The sequence below is a fragment of the Streptosporangium sp. NPDC004379 genome (genome assembly GCF_042873875.1).
Taxonomy (GTDB): Bacteria; Actinomycetota; Actinomycetes; order Streptosporangiales; family Streptosporangiaceae; genus Streptosporangium.
Genome location: NZ_JBIAMC010000001.1, coordinates 632,383 through 648,286, shown reverse-complemented (window position 1 = coordinate 648,286; position 15,904 = coordinate 632,383). Strand labels below are relative to the sequence as shown.

The window sequence follows — 15,904 nt, the reverse complement described above, 5'->3', positions numbered from 1 at the left end:
GCTGCGCGGGCTGCTTCTTAGCTGCCGCGACGAGGGCCTGTAAGAGGTCGGCCCCCTCGTCGCGGAGCGAGCCATGCGCGTCGGCCACGATCGTTTCCCACGTCGAGGAGCCATTGCATGTATCCGCAGCAGCAGCCCAGTCCCATGCCGTTCCGGCGTTATCAGCCCTTCGTCCCGGTCAGGCTCGACGACCGCACCTGGCCCGGCAAGGTCATCGAGACCGCGCCCCGGTGGTGCGCGGTGGACCTGCGTGACGGCAACCAGGCGCTGATCGACCCGATGGACGCCCACCGCAAGCTCAAGATGTTCGAGCTGCTGGTGCAGACCGGCTACAAGGAGATCGAGGTGGGCTTCCCCGCCGCCTCGCAGACCGACTTCGACTTCGTACGGCAGATCATCGAAGAGGACCGGATCCCCGAGGACGTGGTGATCCAGGTCCTGACCCAGGCCAGGCCCGAGCTGATCGAGCGGACCTTCGAGTCGCTGCGCGGCGCCAGGCAGGCCATCGTCCACCTGTACAACTCCACCTCCACGCTGCAGCGCCGCGTGGTGTTCGGCCAGGACCGCGAGGGCATCACCGCGATCGCGGTCGAGGGCGCCAAGCTCTGCAGGAAGCTGGCGGCCGAGCTGGAGGACACCGAGATCTACTTCCAGTACTCGCCCGAGTCCTTCACCGGGACCGAGCTGGAGTACGCCGTGGAGGTCTGCAACGCCGTCAACGACGTCTGGCAGCCCACCCCCGACCGCAAGGTCATCGTGAACCTGCCGGCCACCGTGGAGATGGCCACCCCCAACGTCTACGCCGACCAGATCGAGTGGATGCACCGCAACCTCGCCTACCGCGACTCGATCGTGCTGTCGCTGCACCCGCACAACGACCGGGGCACCGCCGTGGCCGCCGCCGAGCTGGGCTACATGGCCGGGGCCGACCGCATCGAGGGCTGCCTGTTCGGCAACGGCGAGCGCACCGGCAACGTGTGCCTGGTCACGCTGGGGATGAACCTGTTCTCCCAGGGCGTCGACCCCGAGGTCGACCTGTCCGACATCGACGAGATCCGCCGGGTCACCGAGTACTGCAACCAGCTGCCGGTCCACCCCCGCCACCCCTGGGGCGGCGAGCTGGTCTACACCGCCTTCTCCGGGTCCCACCAGGACGCGATCAAGAAGGGCCTGGAGCACCTGGAGCGCGACGCGGCCGCCGCGGGCGTCCCGGTGGACGAGTTCCCGTGGGCGGTGCCGTACCTGCCGATCGACCCCAAGGACATCGGCCGCACCTACGAGGCGGTCATCAGGGTCAACAGCCAGTCCGGCAAGGGCGGCGTCTCCTACATCATGAAGGCCGACCACAACCTCGACCTGCCGCGCCGCCTGCAGATCGAGTTCTCCCGGGTCGTCCAGGCCCGCACCGACACCCTCGGCGGGGAGGTCAACCCGGCCGAGATGTGGGAGGTCTTCTCCGACGAGTACCTGCCGAACCCGGCGCGCCCCTGGGGCAGGCTGGGCCTGCTCGCGCACCGCGGCGTCTCCACGGTCGACGAGAAGGACGTCATCAGCGTCGACCTGCGGCTGGACGGCGAGATCCGCGAGGCCGAGGGCGTGGGCAACGGCCCCATCTCCGCCTTCTGCGACGCCCTGACGCGGATCGGCTTCCCGGTGCGCGTCCTGGACTACGCGGAGCACGCCATGAGCGCCGGCACCGACGCCAAGGCGGCCTCCTACATCGAGTGCGAGGTGGCGGGCCAGGTGCTGTGGGGCGTGGGCATCGACTCCAACACCACGACCGCCTCGCTCAAGGCCGTCATCTCCGCCGTCAACCGCGCCGCCCGCTGAGGGTTCAGGTCCCGTCCGGGCCCACCCGCCCGGACGGGACCTGACCGCGCCGGCCGTACGGCGTGCTCCGGGCACCCCCGTACGGCTCGCGGGGGAGTCGCGGGCCCTTCCGGGCCGCGGGGCGGGTGCTCAGGTCGCGGACACCGGTACGGCGGCGGCGCGGGCCTTGTCGAAGTTGGCGACGTAGCGCCGGTAGATGGTCTTGTCGTTGAGCCGCAGCATGGTCTCGTCGTTGCGGCGCAGCGACGTCTCGTTGTAGTTGTGGCTGCCGGTGAAGACCCAGCGGGCGTCGCGGTCCCCGTCGTAGGAACCCTCGACCAGCAGGTACTTGGAGTGGATGCGACCGGGCAGCGCGTTCCCGTCGCCGAGGGCGCGCAGCTCGACGCGGGGCTCGGCCAGCAGCAGCCGCCTGACCTCGTCGTCCATGATCCCGTAGACGATCTGCACCGAGCAGCCCTGGGCGGCGAGATCGCGGAGCCGCTCGGGGATCGCGACGCGGTAGGCGTCCCATTCCGACATCCCGACGCGGAGCTTCGTGCGGCCCTCGCAGGAGACCTTGTCGAGGTACTCGACGACGGGGTCGGTGGAGGCGTCCGTGCCCGCCCGCGGGAAGAAGTGCGCCCGCACCGAGCCGCCGGCCGCGCCGGTGTTGACGACGCGGTAGTAGTCGAGGTTCTTCCGCTCCGCCGCGAGGTCGGCGAAGTAGCCGTCGTACGCCTGGTACAGCCGCCGGTTGCCGGGCAGGACGACCGCGTTGTTCCAGTACGTCGTGGAGTTCAGGTCGGTGAGGTTGGCCGACGACTGCACGACCACGTTCGAGGCCCGGCCCGTCCGGGAGAACGTGTAGAACTTGTTGTGCTGCCCCTTGTCCCCGATGCAGGCCGCCGTGCCGCCCGACATCGGGCCGGTGCAGACGTGCACCCACGATCCGGCCGAGGTGTCCGTGCCCAGCTCGGCCGCCAGCCGCGACGCCACGGTGGCTCCGCGCTTGTCGCCGTCCAGGATCACCCGCACCTCGACGCCGCGCCGGTGGGCCTCGGCGAGCTCCTCGGCGAACTCCGTGCCGGCCGTACCGGACATGACGAAGTGCGCGACCTGGATCCGCGCCCCCGCGGGAGTCTGGTGGACCAGGCCGCAGAGCCTGCGCACGATGGCGGCCGGGTCGCCCCCGACGGGCTCGCTGAAGACGGCGTCCGTGGTGACCGGGGTGTCCGGGGCGCTCGCGCAGACGCCGCCGCTCGCCGCGGTCGTGCCGCCCGTCGCGGTCATGCCGGTCGCCGGGGTCGTGCCGCCCGGTGCGGTCGTGCCGTCCGCCGCGGCCACGCCGGCTCCGGTGATCGTCGCGGTGGTCATGGCGGCCGCCGCGGCCAGTGCGGACAGGAACCTTCTCGGCATGGATCACTCCTCACAGAGCGACGGAATCAGCCTCATCCGTCGTATTTCTCGAACGGGACGGTCTTTTGGAGACGGTACGCCGCCGGGTAGTGCATTGCACGACCGATTCGGCGCTGGTTTCCGCGTCCCGGCAGAGATCCTGGACGGGCCGGTGGCGGGTCCGGGAACGACGGCCTGAAGCCCGGGACAACGGCGGGCGAACTTCCCAGTGTGATTCACCTCTCTTCGGGAGACCTGAACCGCGTGTGGGGCGGCCGACCCCGGTTTCCGCAGAATGAAGTTCCACCCAGAAGGGTTGCGGCCCACACGTCGGGTACGGCAGTCCCCGCCGCAATGGAACGCGGCGGGCCGCCGGGGAACCGGACGGCCCGCCGCTCGGGGACAGGGGAAAGACATGCGACGCAACACCATCGTGCGCTCCGTACACGATCTCGGCATGGCCGCCTGGTTCGGCGGATCGCTGATGGGCGCCGTCGGTCTCAACGGCGCCGCCTCGGCGGTCGACGACAGGAGCGAGCGGACGAGGGTGGCTAACGTCGGATGGAGCCGGTGGACACCGGTCAACGCCGCGGGCATCGCCGCCAACCTCCTCGGCTCGGCCGCCGTGCTGGCGGCCAACAAGGGCCGCGTCGCGACCCAGAGCGGCGTAGGGAAGAGCAGCACCGCCAAGGCGGCGCTGACCGCGGGGGCCATGGTCGCCACCGCCTACGGCAGGGCACTGGGAAAGAAGCTGGAGCGGGCGGGCGACGTGCCCGCCGAGGGCTCCCTGGAGCCGGGTAAGGAGACCCCGGAGGACGTCGCCCGGGTGCAGCGGCGGTTGCGCGTCGTGCAGTGGGTCATCCCCGCCATGACCGGCGGCCTCGTCGTCCTGAACGCCCTGCACGGCGAGCAGCAGCGGCCGAACCAGGTCTTCGGCGGCATCGCGCGCCGGGTGCTCGGCAGGGGATAGGGACGCGCCCCCGGCACGTCCCGTGTGCCGGGGACGCGGTCTCCGCGACCGTCGTCGCGGGGACCCGTCGTCCGCCGGCCGGGCGGGGAGCCCTCAGCCGCCGTGGGCGCCGTGGAACGGCGTGGTCACGCCCTCGTAGTCCAGGTGCAGGACCATCCCCTGGTCGGCGTGGGCGAGGTTGTGGCAGTGGTTCATCCACATGCCCGGGTTGGCGGCGCGGAAGGCGACCTCCCACACCTCGCCGGGACGCACGTCGAAGGTGTCCAGCCACAGCGGGCTGCCGCCCGTCGCCCGCCCGTCACGGGAGAGCACCAGCACCCGGTGACCGTGCAGGTGCCAGGGATGGGTGTCACGGCTCCGGTTGACGACGGTGAAGCGGACGAGCTCGCCGTCCCTGACGACCTGGGTGGGGATGGACGGGAACGCGCGGCCGTTGACCGTGTGCGCGTACATCGGCCGGCCGCCGGAGAACGTCAGGCCGCGGTCGAGCACGAGGGTGAACCGCCGGTCGAAGCGGCTGCCGGAGCCGAACGGCGTGCCGGCCGGGGTCCCGTACCGGGTGATGTCGAGCTCCGGCCAGCTCGCGCCGTCCCCGGCGCTCCCCGCTGATCCGGCGGTCCCGGAACCGGCCCCCGAGGCGGTTCCGGGTCCGGACCCCGGAGCGGGCGTCGAGGCGCCCCCGGAGGCGGGGTTGCCCTCTCGCGATGACAGCGGTGACAGCCGCAGCCCCTCCGTACGGTCGTCCACCGCGAGCAGCACCGTCCGCGCCGCGGGCATGGTGAACGCCAGGTCGTAACGACCTCCCGCGGGCAGCCGAAGCCCGGTCCTGCCCAGCTCGCCGGGGCCGTTCAGGTCCTGCCCGTCCACGGCCACCAGCCGGTACGGCGTGCCCGCCAGGGTGAACCGGTGCGGCGTGTTGTCGGTGTTGACCAGACGGAGCCGTACGGGGGTCCCGGGGGCGGCGGACCGCTCGATCGTCCGGTCCTGGTCGCCGAGCACCGTCGCGCCCCCGAAGGTGTGCACCGGCAGCGTGAGATCCAGTCCCGCCGCGGACGCGTCCGGTCCGCCGGAGCCGCCGTCCCGCGTCCGCCCGCTCTCCCCGCCGGACGCCGCACCGGGTCCGGAGCCGGAGCCGGAGCCGGCCGGTCCGCCGGCCCGGGGGCTGACCACCAGCGTGCCGTAGAGACCCTTCCGGACGCCGATGTCGGAGACCTCGTGCGTGTGGTACCAGTAGGTCCCCGCCTGGTCCGCCAGGAACCGGTAGGTGAACTCCTGACCGGGCCGTACGGCGTCCTGGGTCAGGCCCGGGACCCCGTCCTCGCCGGCGGGCACGTCGTAGCCGTGCCAGTGGATCGTCACGCCCGACGTGACGTCGGCGTTGCGCAGCCGTACCTCGATCAGGTCGCCTTCGACGGCGGTGATCGGCGGGCCGGGCACGCGGCCGTCGAAGGTCCACGCCGCCACGCGCCGCCCGGAGGACAGGGTGACGGTGGCGGTGCGGGCGGTCAGCGTGAACCTGCGCACCGTGCCGCCCGGCGCGGGTTCGGAGGGGCCGCGCAGCGCGGTCACCGGCCGGGTGTCTCCCACCGCGGCTCCGCGCGTCTCCGGCGCGCGCTCTCCCGTGGCTTCCCCGCCGCTTCCGTGCGTCTGCGACCCGTGCTCTCCCATGGCGCCGGTGCCGGTCGCGTGCTCACCGGCGGTGTGGGATCCGATGGCATTCGCCGTACGGCCGTCCGCCGGGTGCCCGGCGGCCATGTGGCCGCTCGGCGGCCCGCCGCCCGCGTCGGTCTCCGGGGCGGGGACGAACGCCAGCCCCGTCCCGGCGAGCCCCGCCGCCAGTGCCGCCGCGACGGCGACCCTCGTGGCGGACGCCGGAAGGGACACGGGGGCGGAGACGATCCGCCAGGTGAGGAGCACGGCCGCCCCGACCAGGGCCACCGTGACCAGCCCGGCGCTCCAGGTCGCCGGGTATCCGAGCAGCAGCGCGTACACCGGCCCGGCCACGGCGGCGTAGCCGGCGCCGAGCAGCGGGACGACGACGGCGGGCCGCCCCGCGAGGTCCGCCCCGCCGCCGCGGGCCGCCCTGACCAGGCGCGGCCCGGCCACCGCCGCCGCGAGCAGTCCGGCGACGGCGAGCAGCGGCACCGTGAGGGTGATCTTCTCCTGGACGAACCACCAGCCCGCCCCGGCCAGCACGGCGGCGGTGACGGCGCGGGCCACCGACAGGACGGCCGCCGCGACGAACAGGGCCAGCGCGATCCCGGACCGCCGGGCGGCCGCCGCCGCGCCCGCCCCCAGCCACGCCACGGCGACCAGGACCGAGACCAGCAGGTCGAACGTGATGAGGGTGGCGACGCTCATGACACGCGCGCCGCGGGCTCTCCCGGTGCCGTCCCGCCGGACGCGGCTCCGGCCGGGGCCGCCGCCAGAGCCCTGGCCCGTCGCAGGACCGATCCGGCCGCCCCCATGACGGCCAAGCCGTTGATCGCGTGCAGGCCGAGGACGGCCAGGCCCGCGGTGGTGGTGTAGCCGGTGTCGTCGTTCAGCGCCCTGCCCAGGACCACGATCAGCACCTGGACGATCACCAGGCCCAGCGGCAGCAGGGTGAACCCGATCAGCCGTCCGGGCGCCTTGGCCAGGGCCGCGGCCACGGTGGCCAGCAGCGACAGGATCGGGATGGCCATCATGCCGAACGTGTCGTGCAGCGCGAACGAGCCCTCCTCCATGGGCCTGTCGAACGCGCCGACCGCCGCGAAGTAGAACTGCACGACCACGGAGGCCAGCAGCAGGCCGGCCAGCACGACGTAGACCTTGCGCACGGTTCGCTCCTTCCTGTTCCATCGCTTCCGCCCGTCGTCGGACGGTCACTGGCGATGGTGTCCGACGCGGCCCGCGCTGTCGTCCGCCGGACGGAGGCGAACGGCCTACTCTCGGTGCGGTACGGATCACCCCGTGGGAGTACGCCGCCCGCGGTGCCTGCCGTGGCGGGCCGCGGTTCCGGCAGGTCCGGCAGGAGGGACCGGCCGCCCGGCCGCCTCGGGGAGACCGGCCGCCTGGCCGAGGCCCGGGGGGAGAGCCGGCCGCCGGACGCTCAGCGGCGGCGCGGACCCGCCGGGCGGACCCGCCGGAAGAGCTCGGCGACGTAGCCCACGGCCGCGGCGGGCAGGTAGACGACGACCGCCCGGCCGAGCCCGTCCTGCAGGAAGGACTCGGCGAACGGCTCGTCCGGCAGCGTGAGCCGCCGGGACACCACCACGACCAGCAGGCAGCCCGCGAAGGGCACGAGGGCGGCCAGCAGCGGGCGGACGAACGCCGCCCCGCCCCGCCCGGTCGCAACCCGCGCGGCGAAGAACATCCCGCCGACCAGGAAGAAGGCGACGCACGCCATGTTGACGGCGCTGGCGAGCACGATTCCACGCAGCGGTTTGCCGGCGTAGAGCAGCAGCATGAGGGCGAGCACCAGCCCGCCGGCGATCACGGAGGGAAGCCACGGCCATCGCCTGAGTTCGCTCATGGGCTCAAGCTAACCGCTGATACGTAGACTGTCTACATATGATTTCCCGGCCCCGCCCCACCGGCCCGCGCCGGGAACGCCCCCGGTTCCAGCACGGCGGGCAACCCGAAGACCGTGAACACCCCGGCGTCCTGGAAGACCGTGTTACGGCGGACGAGCCCGCCGGCGACGGTGAACACCTGAAGGGTGTGCAGGTGATGGCGGCCGTCCTCCCCGCGCGCGTAGGCCGCCACCGCGGGCTGGCCGTTGGCCGAGGTCGGGACCATCCGCCAGCCGGTGCCCCGCATGGCGAAGACGCGGGCGATGAAACGGCCGTAGGCCGCCCGCCCGGTGAACCAGTCGAGGAACGGCGGCATCTCCAGGACGACGTCCTCGGTCAGCAGCCGCTCCAGCGTCGCGACGTCGGCGTTCTCGAACGCCGTGACGTACCGGTCGATCAGCGCCCGGCGGGCGGGGTCCGCGGGCTCGCCGATGCCGTCCTCGCCGGCCGCAGCCGTCTCGCCGAGCCGTGCGCGGGCGCGCTGCAGGGCGCTGTTCACCGCGGCCGTCGTGGTGCCCAGCGCCTCGGCCACCTCGGCCGCCGGCCAGTCGAGGACGTCGCGCAGGATCAGCACGGCGCGCTGCCGGGCGGGCAGGAACTGCATGGCCGCCACCAGGGCCAGCCGCAGGCTTCCCCGGGCCGCGACGACGGCGGCCGGGTCACCGTGGGCGGGCGGCACCAGCGCGTCCGGGAACGGCTGCAACCAGGGCACCTCCCAGCCCGGGGTCAGCGGCCCCTCCGGATCGTCACCCGGAGCACCGATCGCCGACGGCAGCGGCCTGCGGTCCCGCTTCTCCAGGGCGGTGAGGCAGGCGTTCGTGGCGATCCGGTACAGCCAGGTGCGCAGCGAGGCCCGCCGCTCGTCGAACCGGTCGTAGGCCCGCCAGGCCCGCAGCATGGTCTCCTGCAACAGGTCCTCGGCGTCGTGCACCGAGCCCAGCATCCGGTAGCAGTGCGCCAGCAACTCCCCCCGGAACGGCGCCGTACGGCCCGCGAACTCCTCGGCGCCCCCACTCGTCGTCATCGTCGGCTCTCTCCTCGTCGTCCCGGCCGTGACCGGACCCTACTCGTCGGTCCGCCGGTACATACCGCGGAAAGGCCCACGACTCATCGCTGAGGCCGCTCTGGGAGGCGGCCCTGTCGAGTGACACGAAATGCGGATGATCGGAGCGCGAGAGGACGTCATCATGAGCTCGTGCCCCTGTCGCCATCGAGAGCGAAAAAGCGTTACAGCGTCGGCGCTCCGGGAAGTACGGGCCGGTGGAGTTCCGGGAATCCGAGAGACTGGAAACCATGACCATGCGCTGCACCCAATGTGACGGCACGGACCTGGAGCCGGGATTCGTCGAGGACGCCGGAGAGCATTCACGGGGATACGGTCGCTGGATCGCGGGTCCTCTGAAGCGCGGCCCGCTCGGCAACGCCAGGCGTATGGGAAAGACGCGCTGGATCATCGAGGCGTTCCGCTGCACCCGCTGCTCCCACCTCGAACTGTTCGCCCGCTCCGAGGAATGAGGCCTGGATGCGGAGCCGGCCGGACCTCGAGTGCGGAGCCGACGGCGGCAGGTGCCCCGAGGCCTGGGCTGATCGGGAAACAGCACTGTGGCCTCGCGAAACTACAAATAACCTTTAGTTCCGCGTGTAGCCGGTTCACCGAACTACAAGTGACGACGGCGAGCGATCTCGGCCTGCCGCCCGGACGGGCCTTCATCCGATGAGCCACGTCGGCTCTCGACATGGCCGGGTCGCTCTCGTGCCGGTCGTCAGCGGCCCTGAGCGGGTCTGCCGCCGAAGCGCCAGGGGTGGACCTCCGTGCGGCCGTCGTCGCCGGCCGGCAACAGCGCCGCGGCGGTCTCCCGGTCCGGAGCCTCCACCAGGGCCGCCCGGCCGAGCCGCGTCTCACCGTCGAGGGAGAGCAGCTCGCCGTACACGATCAGGTGTTCCGACGCGGCCGGCGCGGGGCCGGGTCCGCCCATGGCGAGCACCAGGAACCGGCCGTAGCCGTCGACGGCCCCGGTGAAGTCCCACATGGTGCGGCCCAGGACGTTGCGGAAGCGGTACAGCCGCACCGACTCGAAGACGCCGGCCCGGTGGTACGGCTCCTCATGGGCGAACGCGCGGGCGGCCTCCGCATCCGGGAGGTCGACGATGTGCAGGCTGCCCGTCGGCTCGGCCTCGTCGCCATGATGGGTCAGCGTGGGACCCCGGGCGACCAGCACCTCGGCGTACCCGTCCATGAAGGCCCAGTGGTCCTCGCTCAGATCCACCTTGAGCCCGAACGTGCCGGGACGGTCGCGGCCGTACACGAAATACTCCACGACCGCCCAGCCTAGATGATCTCGGCGCCCCGGCCGTCTCAGGCCGTGACGAGTTCGCCGTCTCTCACCTTCGGCCGCCAGAGAAAGATCCCGAGGGCCAGGATCAGTACGAACGGGATGTCGGTGAGGAACTTGCTCCAGTAGCGGTCCAGGTCCGTCGCAGCCTGCGCGGCCATCAGGAGACCGTGGACGAGGTTGCCCCACATCGTGAAGGTGAGGAACGACGCGTACGCCGGTGGCCGCCGGGCGGCCAGGAGGAGGAACACGGCCCACGTGATGTAGATGGCGAACAGCATCGGCGGCACGTGCGCGGAGTCGTGGCCGGCGTGGACGTCGTTCCAGATGGCCCAGTTCATCGGTCCGCCGTCCTCGGCCAGCAACGGCGACCGGACGATGAATCCCAGGAACAGCGGGACGAAGATGATCAACGACAGCACGCCGTAGACGCGCAGGAAGACGGGGAGCGCGGTGACTCCCCGGGGCTTGCTCTCTGACATGTTCTTCGGGTCTCCCTTGGTGCGGGTGCGGGTGCGGGTGCGGGTGCGGGTGCGGGTGCGGGTGCGGGTGCGGGTGCGGTCAGGCGGCCGGGGCGAGGCCGGCACCGGAGGCGAGCGCCGTGGTCCCGGCGGGTTCCTTGAGGGGCATGGGTGTTCCTTCGTTCTCGTACGGCACGGCCACCGCCCGGGGGCGGCGCCGTGCGCCGTGGGTTCGGGAATGGAGATCCGGGCCGGTCGCCGAACTCATCGCCCGGCCGAGGAAGAGGGGCTGCGAATGAGGGAAATGGTGCGGCCCGGGCCGTACGGCCGCCACCGCGGCCGGTGCGCTCCCCCGGTCAGCCGGCCGGGTGGACCACGGGCAGTCCGAACGCCGCGAACAGCCCGGCGTCCATGAACACCAGGACGCGGCGTATCCCGGCGGGGGTGACGTCGAGGACGTGTACGGCGTGCGCGCGGTGCACGCCGTCCCGATCGCGCAGGTACGCCGCGAAGGCGGGCCGGCCGTTGGCGGCGGTGGGGACCATCCGTATCCGGCCGGGCCGGTCGAGGATCCGTGAGCCGAGGAAGCCCACCACGGCCGCCCGGCCGGTGAACCAGGTCGCGAACGGCGGCATCTCCAGGGCCACGTCCTCGTGCAGGACCTGTTCGAGGGCGGCGAGGTCGGCGTCCTGGAACGCCGTGACGTACCGGCCGAGCAGTGCCCGCAGGCCGGGGTCGTCGAGATCGCCGACGGCGTCGTCCGCCGGCGCCGTGCGTTCGAGCTGCGCGCGGGCGCGTTGCAGGGCGCTGTTCACCGCCGCTGTGCTGGTGCCGAGCATGCCGGCGACCTCGGCCGCCCGCAGTCCCAGCACGTCACGCAGGAGCAGTACCGCGCGCTGGCGGGCGGGGAGATGCTGCAGCGCCGCGACGAACGCCAGCCGGACGTGGTCGCGCCCGGCCACGATGTCGGCGGGATCGCCGGGAAGCGGCTGCATCCAGCTCACTCCCGGCGCCCCGGTCTCCAGTGGGAGGTCCGGCCGTCCGCCCGGCGCGCCCAGCCCCGAGGGCAGCGCGCGGCGACCGCCCTGTTCGAGGGCCCGCAGGCAGGCGTTGGTCGCGATCCGGTACAGCCAGACGCGCAGCGACGAGCGGCCCTCGAACCTGTCGTACGCGCGCCACGCCCGCAGGAACGTCTCCTGGACCAGGTCCTCGGCGTCGTGGACCGAGCCGAGCATCCGGTAGCAGTGCGCCAGAAGCTCGCGTCGCAGCGGTTCCGCCAGACGCGTGAACTCCTGACCGCCGGCCACGGCCTCCACCGTAATCGACATCGCCGTCTCCCTGATCTCGTCGCGCGCGGACTCCGTCACCGATGGAGATCCCGTGGAGGGCGCGGATTCATCGCCGGAGAGGGACGAACCTCCGGGCGCGTGCCGGGAGGCGCCCGGGGGAGTGAGGGCGGGCGCCGGTCCCGGCCGCCGGAGGAGCCGGTCCGGCGGGGTGCTTCCCATGATCCATCAACATCCATTAGCCTAAAGTACTAGGAGACTAGATAAATGGTGGAAACAGTGATCGAGTTCTATCTGGACGGCAGGTCGGGTGTCTCGCCGTACCTGCAACTGGTCCAGCAGGTACGGCAGGCGCTGCGGCTCGGCCTGCTGCGTGAGGGCGACCGGCTCCCGACCGTCAAGGAGGTGGTGGCGCGGCTGGCGATCAACCCCAACACGGTGCTCAAGGCCTACCGGGAGCTTGAGCACGAAGGACTGGTGGCCGCCAGGCCCGGCGTCGGGACGTTCGTGACGAGGACGCTGACCGACGCCTCGCTGGCCGCGCACGGGCCGCTGCGTCAGGAGCTGCGCCGCTGGCTGACCAAGGCCCGCCTGGCCGGTCTCGACGACGAGAGCATCGAGGCCCTTTTCATGACGACCTTCCGGACCACCGCTCAGGAGGACATAGCGTGACCGCCGTCTTACAGGCCCGGGGACTGGGCAAGAGGTACGGCAGGCGCTGGGCGCTGCGCGAGTGCACCGTCGACATCCCGGCGGGTCACGTCGTCGGGCTGGTCGGTCCCAACGGAGCCGGCAAGACCACGCTGCTGAAGCTGGCCTGCGGTCAGCTCGAACCGACGGCGGGCGGCGTCACCGTGCTCGGCGGCCGGCCGGGAAGCACGCCCGCGCAGCTGGCCAGGGTCGGGTTCGTCGCCCAGGACGCCCCCGTCTACGCGGGACTGACCGTCGCCGAGCACCTGCGGCTGGGGGCGCGGCTCAACCCCCGCTGGGACGACGGCGCGGCGCGGGAGCGCATCGCCCGGCTCGGCATCGACCCCGCCCACCGGGCGGGCGGGTTGTCCGGCGGCGAGCGCGCCCAGCTCGCCCTCACCCTGGGCCTGGCCAAACGGCCCGAGCTGCTGATCCTGGACGAGCCGGTCGCCGCGCTCGACCCGCTGGCCCGCCGCGAGTTCATGCGGGGACTGATGGAGGCCGTCGCCGAGCACGAGTTCAGCGTCGTCCTCTCCTCCCACCTGGTCTCCGACCTGGAACGGGTCTGCGACTACCTGATCGTCCTCGTCGACTCGCGCGTCCGGGTCGCCGGGGAGATCGACACGCTGCTGAGCACCCATCACCGGCTCACCGGCCCGCGCCGCGACCCCGGCAGGCTCCCCGCCGACCAGCACGTGGTCTCCGCACACCACACCGACCGGCAGAGCACGTACGTGGTCCGCACCGACGCCCCGATCCACGACCCCGCCTGGACGGTCAGCCGGCTCGGCCTGGAGGACCTCGTCCTGGCCCACATGGACGGGTCCGTCACCGACGGCCGGCGGGTCGCCCTGGAGGTGCGGCGATGATCTGGCTGACCTGGCGCCAGTTCCGCGGCTCGGCCGCGATGACGGCCGCCGTCCTCGTCGTCCTCACCGCCGTCCTGGCCCTGACCGGCCCGGACCTGGCCTCCCGCTACTCCGCGGGGATCGCCGCCTGTACGAGGGACGACACCTGCGAGCGCTTCTACGACCGCTTCTTCGACGGCCACCAGCTGCCCTTCCTGGCCGTCAGCCTCGTCGTGCTGCTCCTGCCCGTCCTCCTCGGGCTCTTCTGGGGAGCACCGCTGATCACCCGCGAACTGGAGGCGGGCACCCACCTGCTGGTGTGGAACCAGAGCGTCACCCGCGGCCGCTGGCTGGCGGTCAAGCTCGGCCTCATCGGCCTGACCGCCACGGCCGCCGCCTGCCTGTGCGGCCTCGTGGTGACCTGGTGGTCCGGCCCCCTGGACAGGTCGGCCGTTCCCGAACTGGCCGTGATGGCTCCCCTGGTCTTCGGCGCGCGCGGCATCACCCCGATGGGGTACGCGGCCTTCGCCGTCGTCCTGGGCGTGACCGTCGGCATGCTGGTGCGCCGCACGCTGCCCGCCGTGGCCCTCACCCTGACCGCCTTCGTCGCGGTCCAGTTCGCCGTGCCGCTGCTGGTCCGGCCCCACCTGATGTCCCCGATCACCGAGACCTTCGAGATCAGCCAGGCGAACGTGCCCGGCATCGCCATCGACGGGGAGACCGGATCCGCGCACATCGTGCTGAGGCCGGTCGTTCCCGGTCATCCCGGCGCCTGGGCCCTGTCCAGCGACCTCCTCGACCCGTCCGGGCGCACGATCGCCCGTGTCGGAGAGGAAGGCCCCGTCGGCGTCTCCACCACGTCGGGCCCCTGCGCGCCGATGGGAAGATCGCCGGAAATGGGCGCGTGCCTGGCCGAGGTCAACGGCCTCGGCTACCGGCAGCGGGCGACCTACCACCCCCTTGAGCGCTTCTGGCCCTTCCAGTGGATCGAGACCGGGATCTACGCCCTGCTCACCGCCGGTCTCACGGGGTTCTGCTTCTGGTGGATCCGCAGGCGTCTGTCATGACCGGGCGTGCCGAGGTCATCGGTGAGCACGGCACCCCGGGCATCCGATCGCCGAAGGAGACGATCATGACCGCCGTCAGGGCCGCGGCCGCCGGGCTCGCCCTCCTGTCGGCGGCGGCCTGCACCACGCCGCCGCCGCCGCGCAGCCAGGCGGGCACGGCCGCCGGCACGGTCTGCGCGCGGCCTCGCGGAATCCCCGGGCCGGAGACGGCCACCACGATCGACATCATCGAACAGGCGTACTTCTGCATCCTCGGCAACCACTACGGCGGCGCCACCCTGGACGCGCGCTCGCTGCTGACCGCCGGATTCGTCGCCCTGACCCAGGAGCTGAACCGCGATGGGCGCGACCTGCCCGAGGCGACGATGCCCGCGCTGACCGGCGACCGCGGAGCCGACTGGGCCGCCTTCGAAGCCGCCTACCGGAAGATCACCGATAAGGTCCCCGGCCTTCGCGACAGGCTGGCCGTCGTCACCCTCGAGGCCGTCGTGGCCGCCCTCGGCGACGACCACGCCCGCTGGACGCACGATGTCAGAACGCCGCCCGACCACTACGACGGTGACGGCTACGACCTGGGTGTCGAGGCGAACGTCAGCGGCCCGCAGGTGGACGGCGACCCCGGCGCCGCGCTCCCCCCGCTGTTCGTCACCGCCGTACCGGGCGGCGCTGCGCGGGCCGCCGGGCTGCGCCCCGGTGACGTCATCGAATCGATCAACGGCTCGGCGCCCTTCGTCGACGGGAAGGCCGGCCCCGCGATCGCCGCCCTCTACCCGCGCTATCCGGAGGCGCGCCCGGTCGAACTGCGACTCCTGCGGCAGAGCACCGGCCGCCGCCGGACCGTCACGCTCAAGCCCGGCCTCTACCCGCAGGATCCGGCCACCCTGCGGGTGGTGACGTCGAAGCTGCTGGACGACGACGTCGCCTATGTACGGCTGCGCGGGTTCGCCTCCGACTCCGCGAACAGGGTTCTCAAGGCCGTCTCCAGGCTGCGCGCGGGCCGGACGCTGTCCGGCCTCGTGCTGGACCTGCGCGGCAACGGCGGCGGCAGCCCCGCGGAGGCGACCCGGCTGGTGAGCGCGTTCGTCCACGGCAGGGTCACCGCCTACCAGTGCACCGTGGACGACAGGTGCCAGGCCATGTGGACCGACGGCACCGTCGAGCTGCTCGGCCTGCCGCTGGTGGTGCTCGTCGACCGCGGCTGCGCCTCGGCCTGCGAGCACTTCAGCGCCGCGGTCAAGGACCTGCGCGCCGGCCGGCTGGTCGGCACCAGGACCGCCGGGGTCGTCTCCGGCCCGGCGCAGCCATACCTGCTCAGGAACAACACCGTCCTGAGCCTCCCCGCCAGGCACCACCTGGGGCCTGACCGTGAGGTGATCGACCGGATCGGCGTGCCGCCCGACCACCACGTGCCCCCGACCCCCGAGGACGCGGCCGCCGGGCGCGACCCCGCGCTGGTCAAGGCCCTGACCCTGCTGCACGAGTGAATCGGAC

Annotated in this window: 15 protein-coding genes; 7 read left to right on the top strand and 8 right to left on the bottom strand. The window is 72.6% G+C overall.

All coding sequences use genetic code 11. The annotated features are described in order from the left end of the window. Positions 1 to 117 precede the first annotated feature (117 nt). A complete protein-coding gene (gene leuA, locus ACFYSC_RS02860; protein WP_389955683.1) occupies positions 118 to 1,830 on the top strand; it encodes a 2-isopropylmalate synthase in 1,713 nt (570 codons plus the stop codon). A 129-nt stretch (positions 1,831 to 1,959) separates the two neighbouring features. Here the strand turns inward: leuA and ACFYSC_RS02855 are convergent, their stop codons facing one another. After that, positions 1,960 to 3,225, bottom strand: a complete 1,266-nt coding sequence (locus ACFYSC_RS02855) for a phosphatidylserine/phosphatidylglycerophosphate/cardiolipin synthase family protein (protein ID WP_389955681.1) — start codon at positions 3,223 to 3,225, stop codon at positions 1,960 to 1,962. 394 nt (positions 3,226 to 3,619) lie between these two features. On the opposite strand from ACFYSC_RS02855, the gene ACFYSC_RS02850 reads away from it, so the two are divergent. Then, positions 3,620 to 4,174: a hypothetical protein gene (locus tag ACFYSC_RS02850; protein ID WP_389955677.1), complete on the top strand. Its 555-nt coding sequence runs from the start codon at positions 3,620 to 3,622 to the stop codon at positions 4,172 to 4,174. Between the two features lie 93 nt (positions 4,175 to 4,267). On the opposite strand, the gene ACFYSC_RS02845 is transcribed toward ACFYSC_RS02850, so the two are convergent. The 4 genes from ACFYSC_RS02845 to ACFYSC_RS02830 form a co-directional block, all read right to left on the bottom strand. Further along, on the bottom strand, positions 4,268 to 6,535 hold the full coding sequence (locus tag ACFYSC_RS02845; RefSeq protein ID WP_389955675.1) for a multicopper oxidase family protein: 2,268 nt from the start codon (positions 6,533 to 6,535) through the stop codon (positions 4,268 to 4,270). Further along, positions 6,532 to 6,993 carry a DUF6220 domain-containing protein gene (locus ACFYSC_RS02840; protein WP_389955672.1) on the bottom strand — a complete coding sequence of 154 codons (462 nt, stop codon included), beginning with the start codon at positions 6,991 to 6,993 and terminating at the stop codon, positions 6,532 to 6,534. Before ACFYSC_RS02840 ends, ACFYSC_RS02845 begins: the two co-directional genes overlap by 4 nt. A gap of 272 nt (positions 6,994 to 7,265) precedes the next feature. Next, a complete protein-coding gene (locus ACFYSC_RS02835) occupies positions 7,266 to 7,688 on the bottom strand; it encodes a hypothetical protein (RefSeq protein ID WP_389955669.1) in 423 nt (140 codons plus the stop codon). 32 nt (positions 7,689 to 7,720) lie between these two features. Further along, a complete protein-coding gene (locus tag ACFYSC_RS02830; RefSeq protein WP_389955667.1) occupies positions 7,721 to 8,752 on the bottom strand; it encodes a sigma-70 family RNA polymerase sigma factor in 1,032 nt (343 codons plus the stop codon). A 269-nt stretch (positions 8,753 to 9,021) separates the two neighbouring features. On the opposite strand from ACFYSC_RS02830, the gene ACFYSC_RS02825 reads away from it, so the two are divergent. Further along, entirely contained in the window at positions 9,022 to 9,243 is a 222-nt protein-coding gene (locus ACFYSC_RS02825; protein WP_362928409.1) for a hypothetical protein, read from the top strand. Between the two features lie 248 nt (positions 9,244 to 9,491). Here ACFYSC_RS02825 and ACFYSC_RS02820 read toward each other — a convergent pair whose 3' ends face one another. From ACFYSC_RS02820 to ACFYSC_RS02810, 3 genes are all read right to left on the bottom strand, one after another. After that, the gene (locus tag ACFYSC_RS02820) at positions 9,492 to 10,046 is read right to left on the bottom strand and encodes a YciI family protein (protein ID WP_389955665.1); all 555 of its coding nucleotides are present in this window, start codon (positions 10,044 to 10,046) and stop codon (positions 9,492 to 9,494) included. Positions 10,047 to 10,084: 38 nt separating this feature from the next. Continuing rightward, positions 10,085 to 10,543 carry a DUF6632 domain-containing protein gene (locus tag ACFYSC_RS02815; protein ID WP_389955663.1) on the bottom strand — a complete coding sequence of 153 codons (459 nt, stop codon included), beginning with the start codon at positions 10,541 to 10,543 and terminating at the stop codon, positions 10,085 to 10,087. A 335-nt stretch (positions 10,544 to 10,878) separates the two neighbouring features. Further along, the gene (locus ACFYSC_RS02810) at positions 10,879 to 11,850 is read right to left on the bottom strand and encodes a sigma-70 family RNA polymerase sigma factor (RefSeq protein ID WP_389956331.1); all 972 of its coding nucleotides are present in this window, start codon (positions 11,848 to 11,850) and stop codon (positions 10,879 to 10,881) included. 225 nt (positions 11,851 to 12,075) lie between these two features. Here ACFYSC_RS02810 and ACFYSC_RS02805 point away from each other — a divergent pair, with 225 nt between their 5' ends. From ACFYSC_RS02805 to ACFYSC_RS02790, 4 genes are read left to right on the top strand one after another with little or no spacing between them, the layout of a single operon-like run. Further along, entirely contained in the window at positions 12,076 to 12,480 is a 405-nt protein-coding gene (locus ACFYSC_RS02805) for a GntR family transcriptional regulator (RefSeq protein ID WP_362928413.1), read from the top strand. Then, on the top strand, positions 12,477 to 13,367 hold the full coding sequence (locus ACFYSC_RS02800) for an ABC transporter ATP-binding protein (RefSeq protein WP_389955660.1): 891 nt from the start codon (positions 12,477 to 12,479) through the stop codon (positions 13,365 to 13,367). The genes ACFYSC_RS02805 and ACFYSC_RS02800 overlap by 4 nt, the downstream gene beginning before the upstream one ends. Further along, positions 13,364 to 14,413, top strand: a complete 1,050-nt coding sequence (locus ACFYSC_RS02795) for an ABC transporter permease (protein ID WP_389955657.1) — start codon at positions 13,364 to 13,366, stop codon at positions 14,411 to 14,413. Before ACFYSC_RS02800 ends, ACFYSC_RS02795 begins: the two co-directional genes overlap by 4 nt. Further along, positions 14,410 to 15,897, top strand: a complete 1,488-nt coding sequence (locus ACFYSC_RS02790) for a S41 family peptidase (RefSeq protein WP_389955654.1) — start codon at positions 14,410 to 14,412, stop codon at positions 15,895 to 15,897. Before ACFYSC_RS02795 ends, ACFYSC_RS02790 begins: the two co-directional genes overlap by 4 nt. The last annotated feature ends 7 nt before the right edge of the window (positions 15,898 to 15,904 follow it).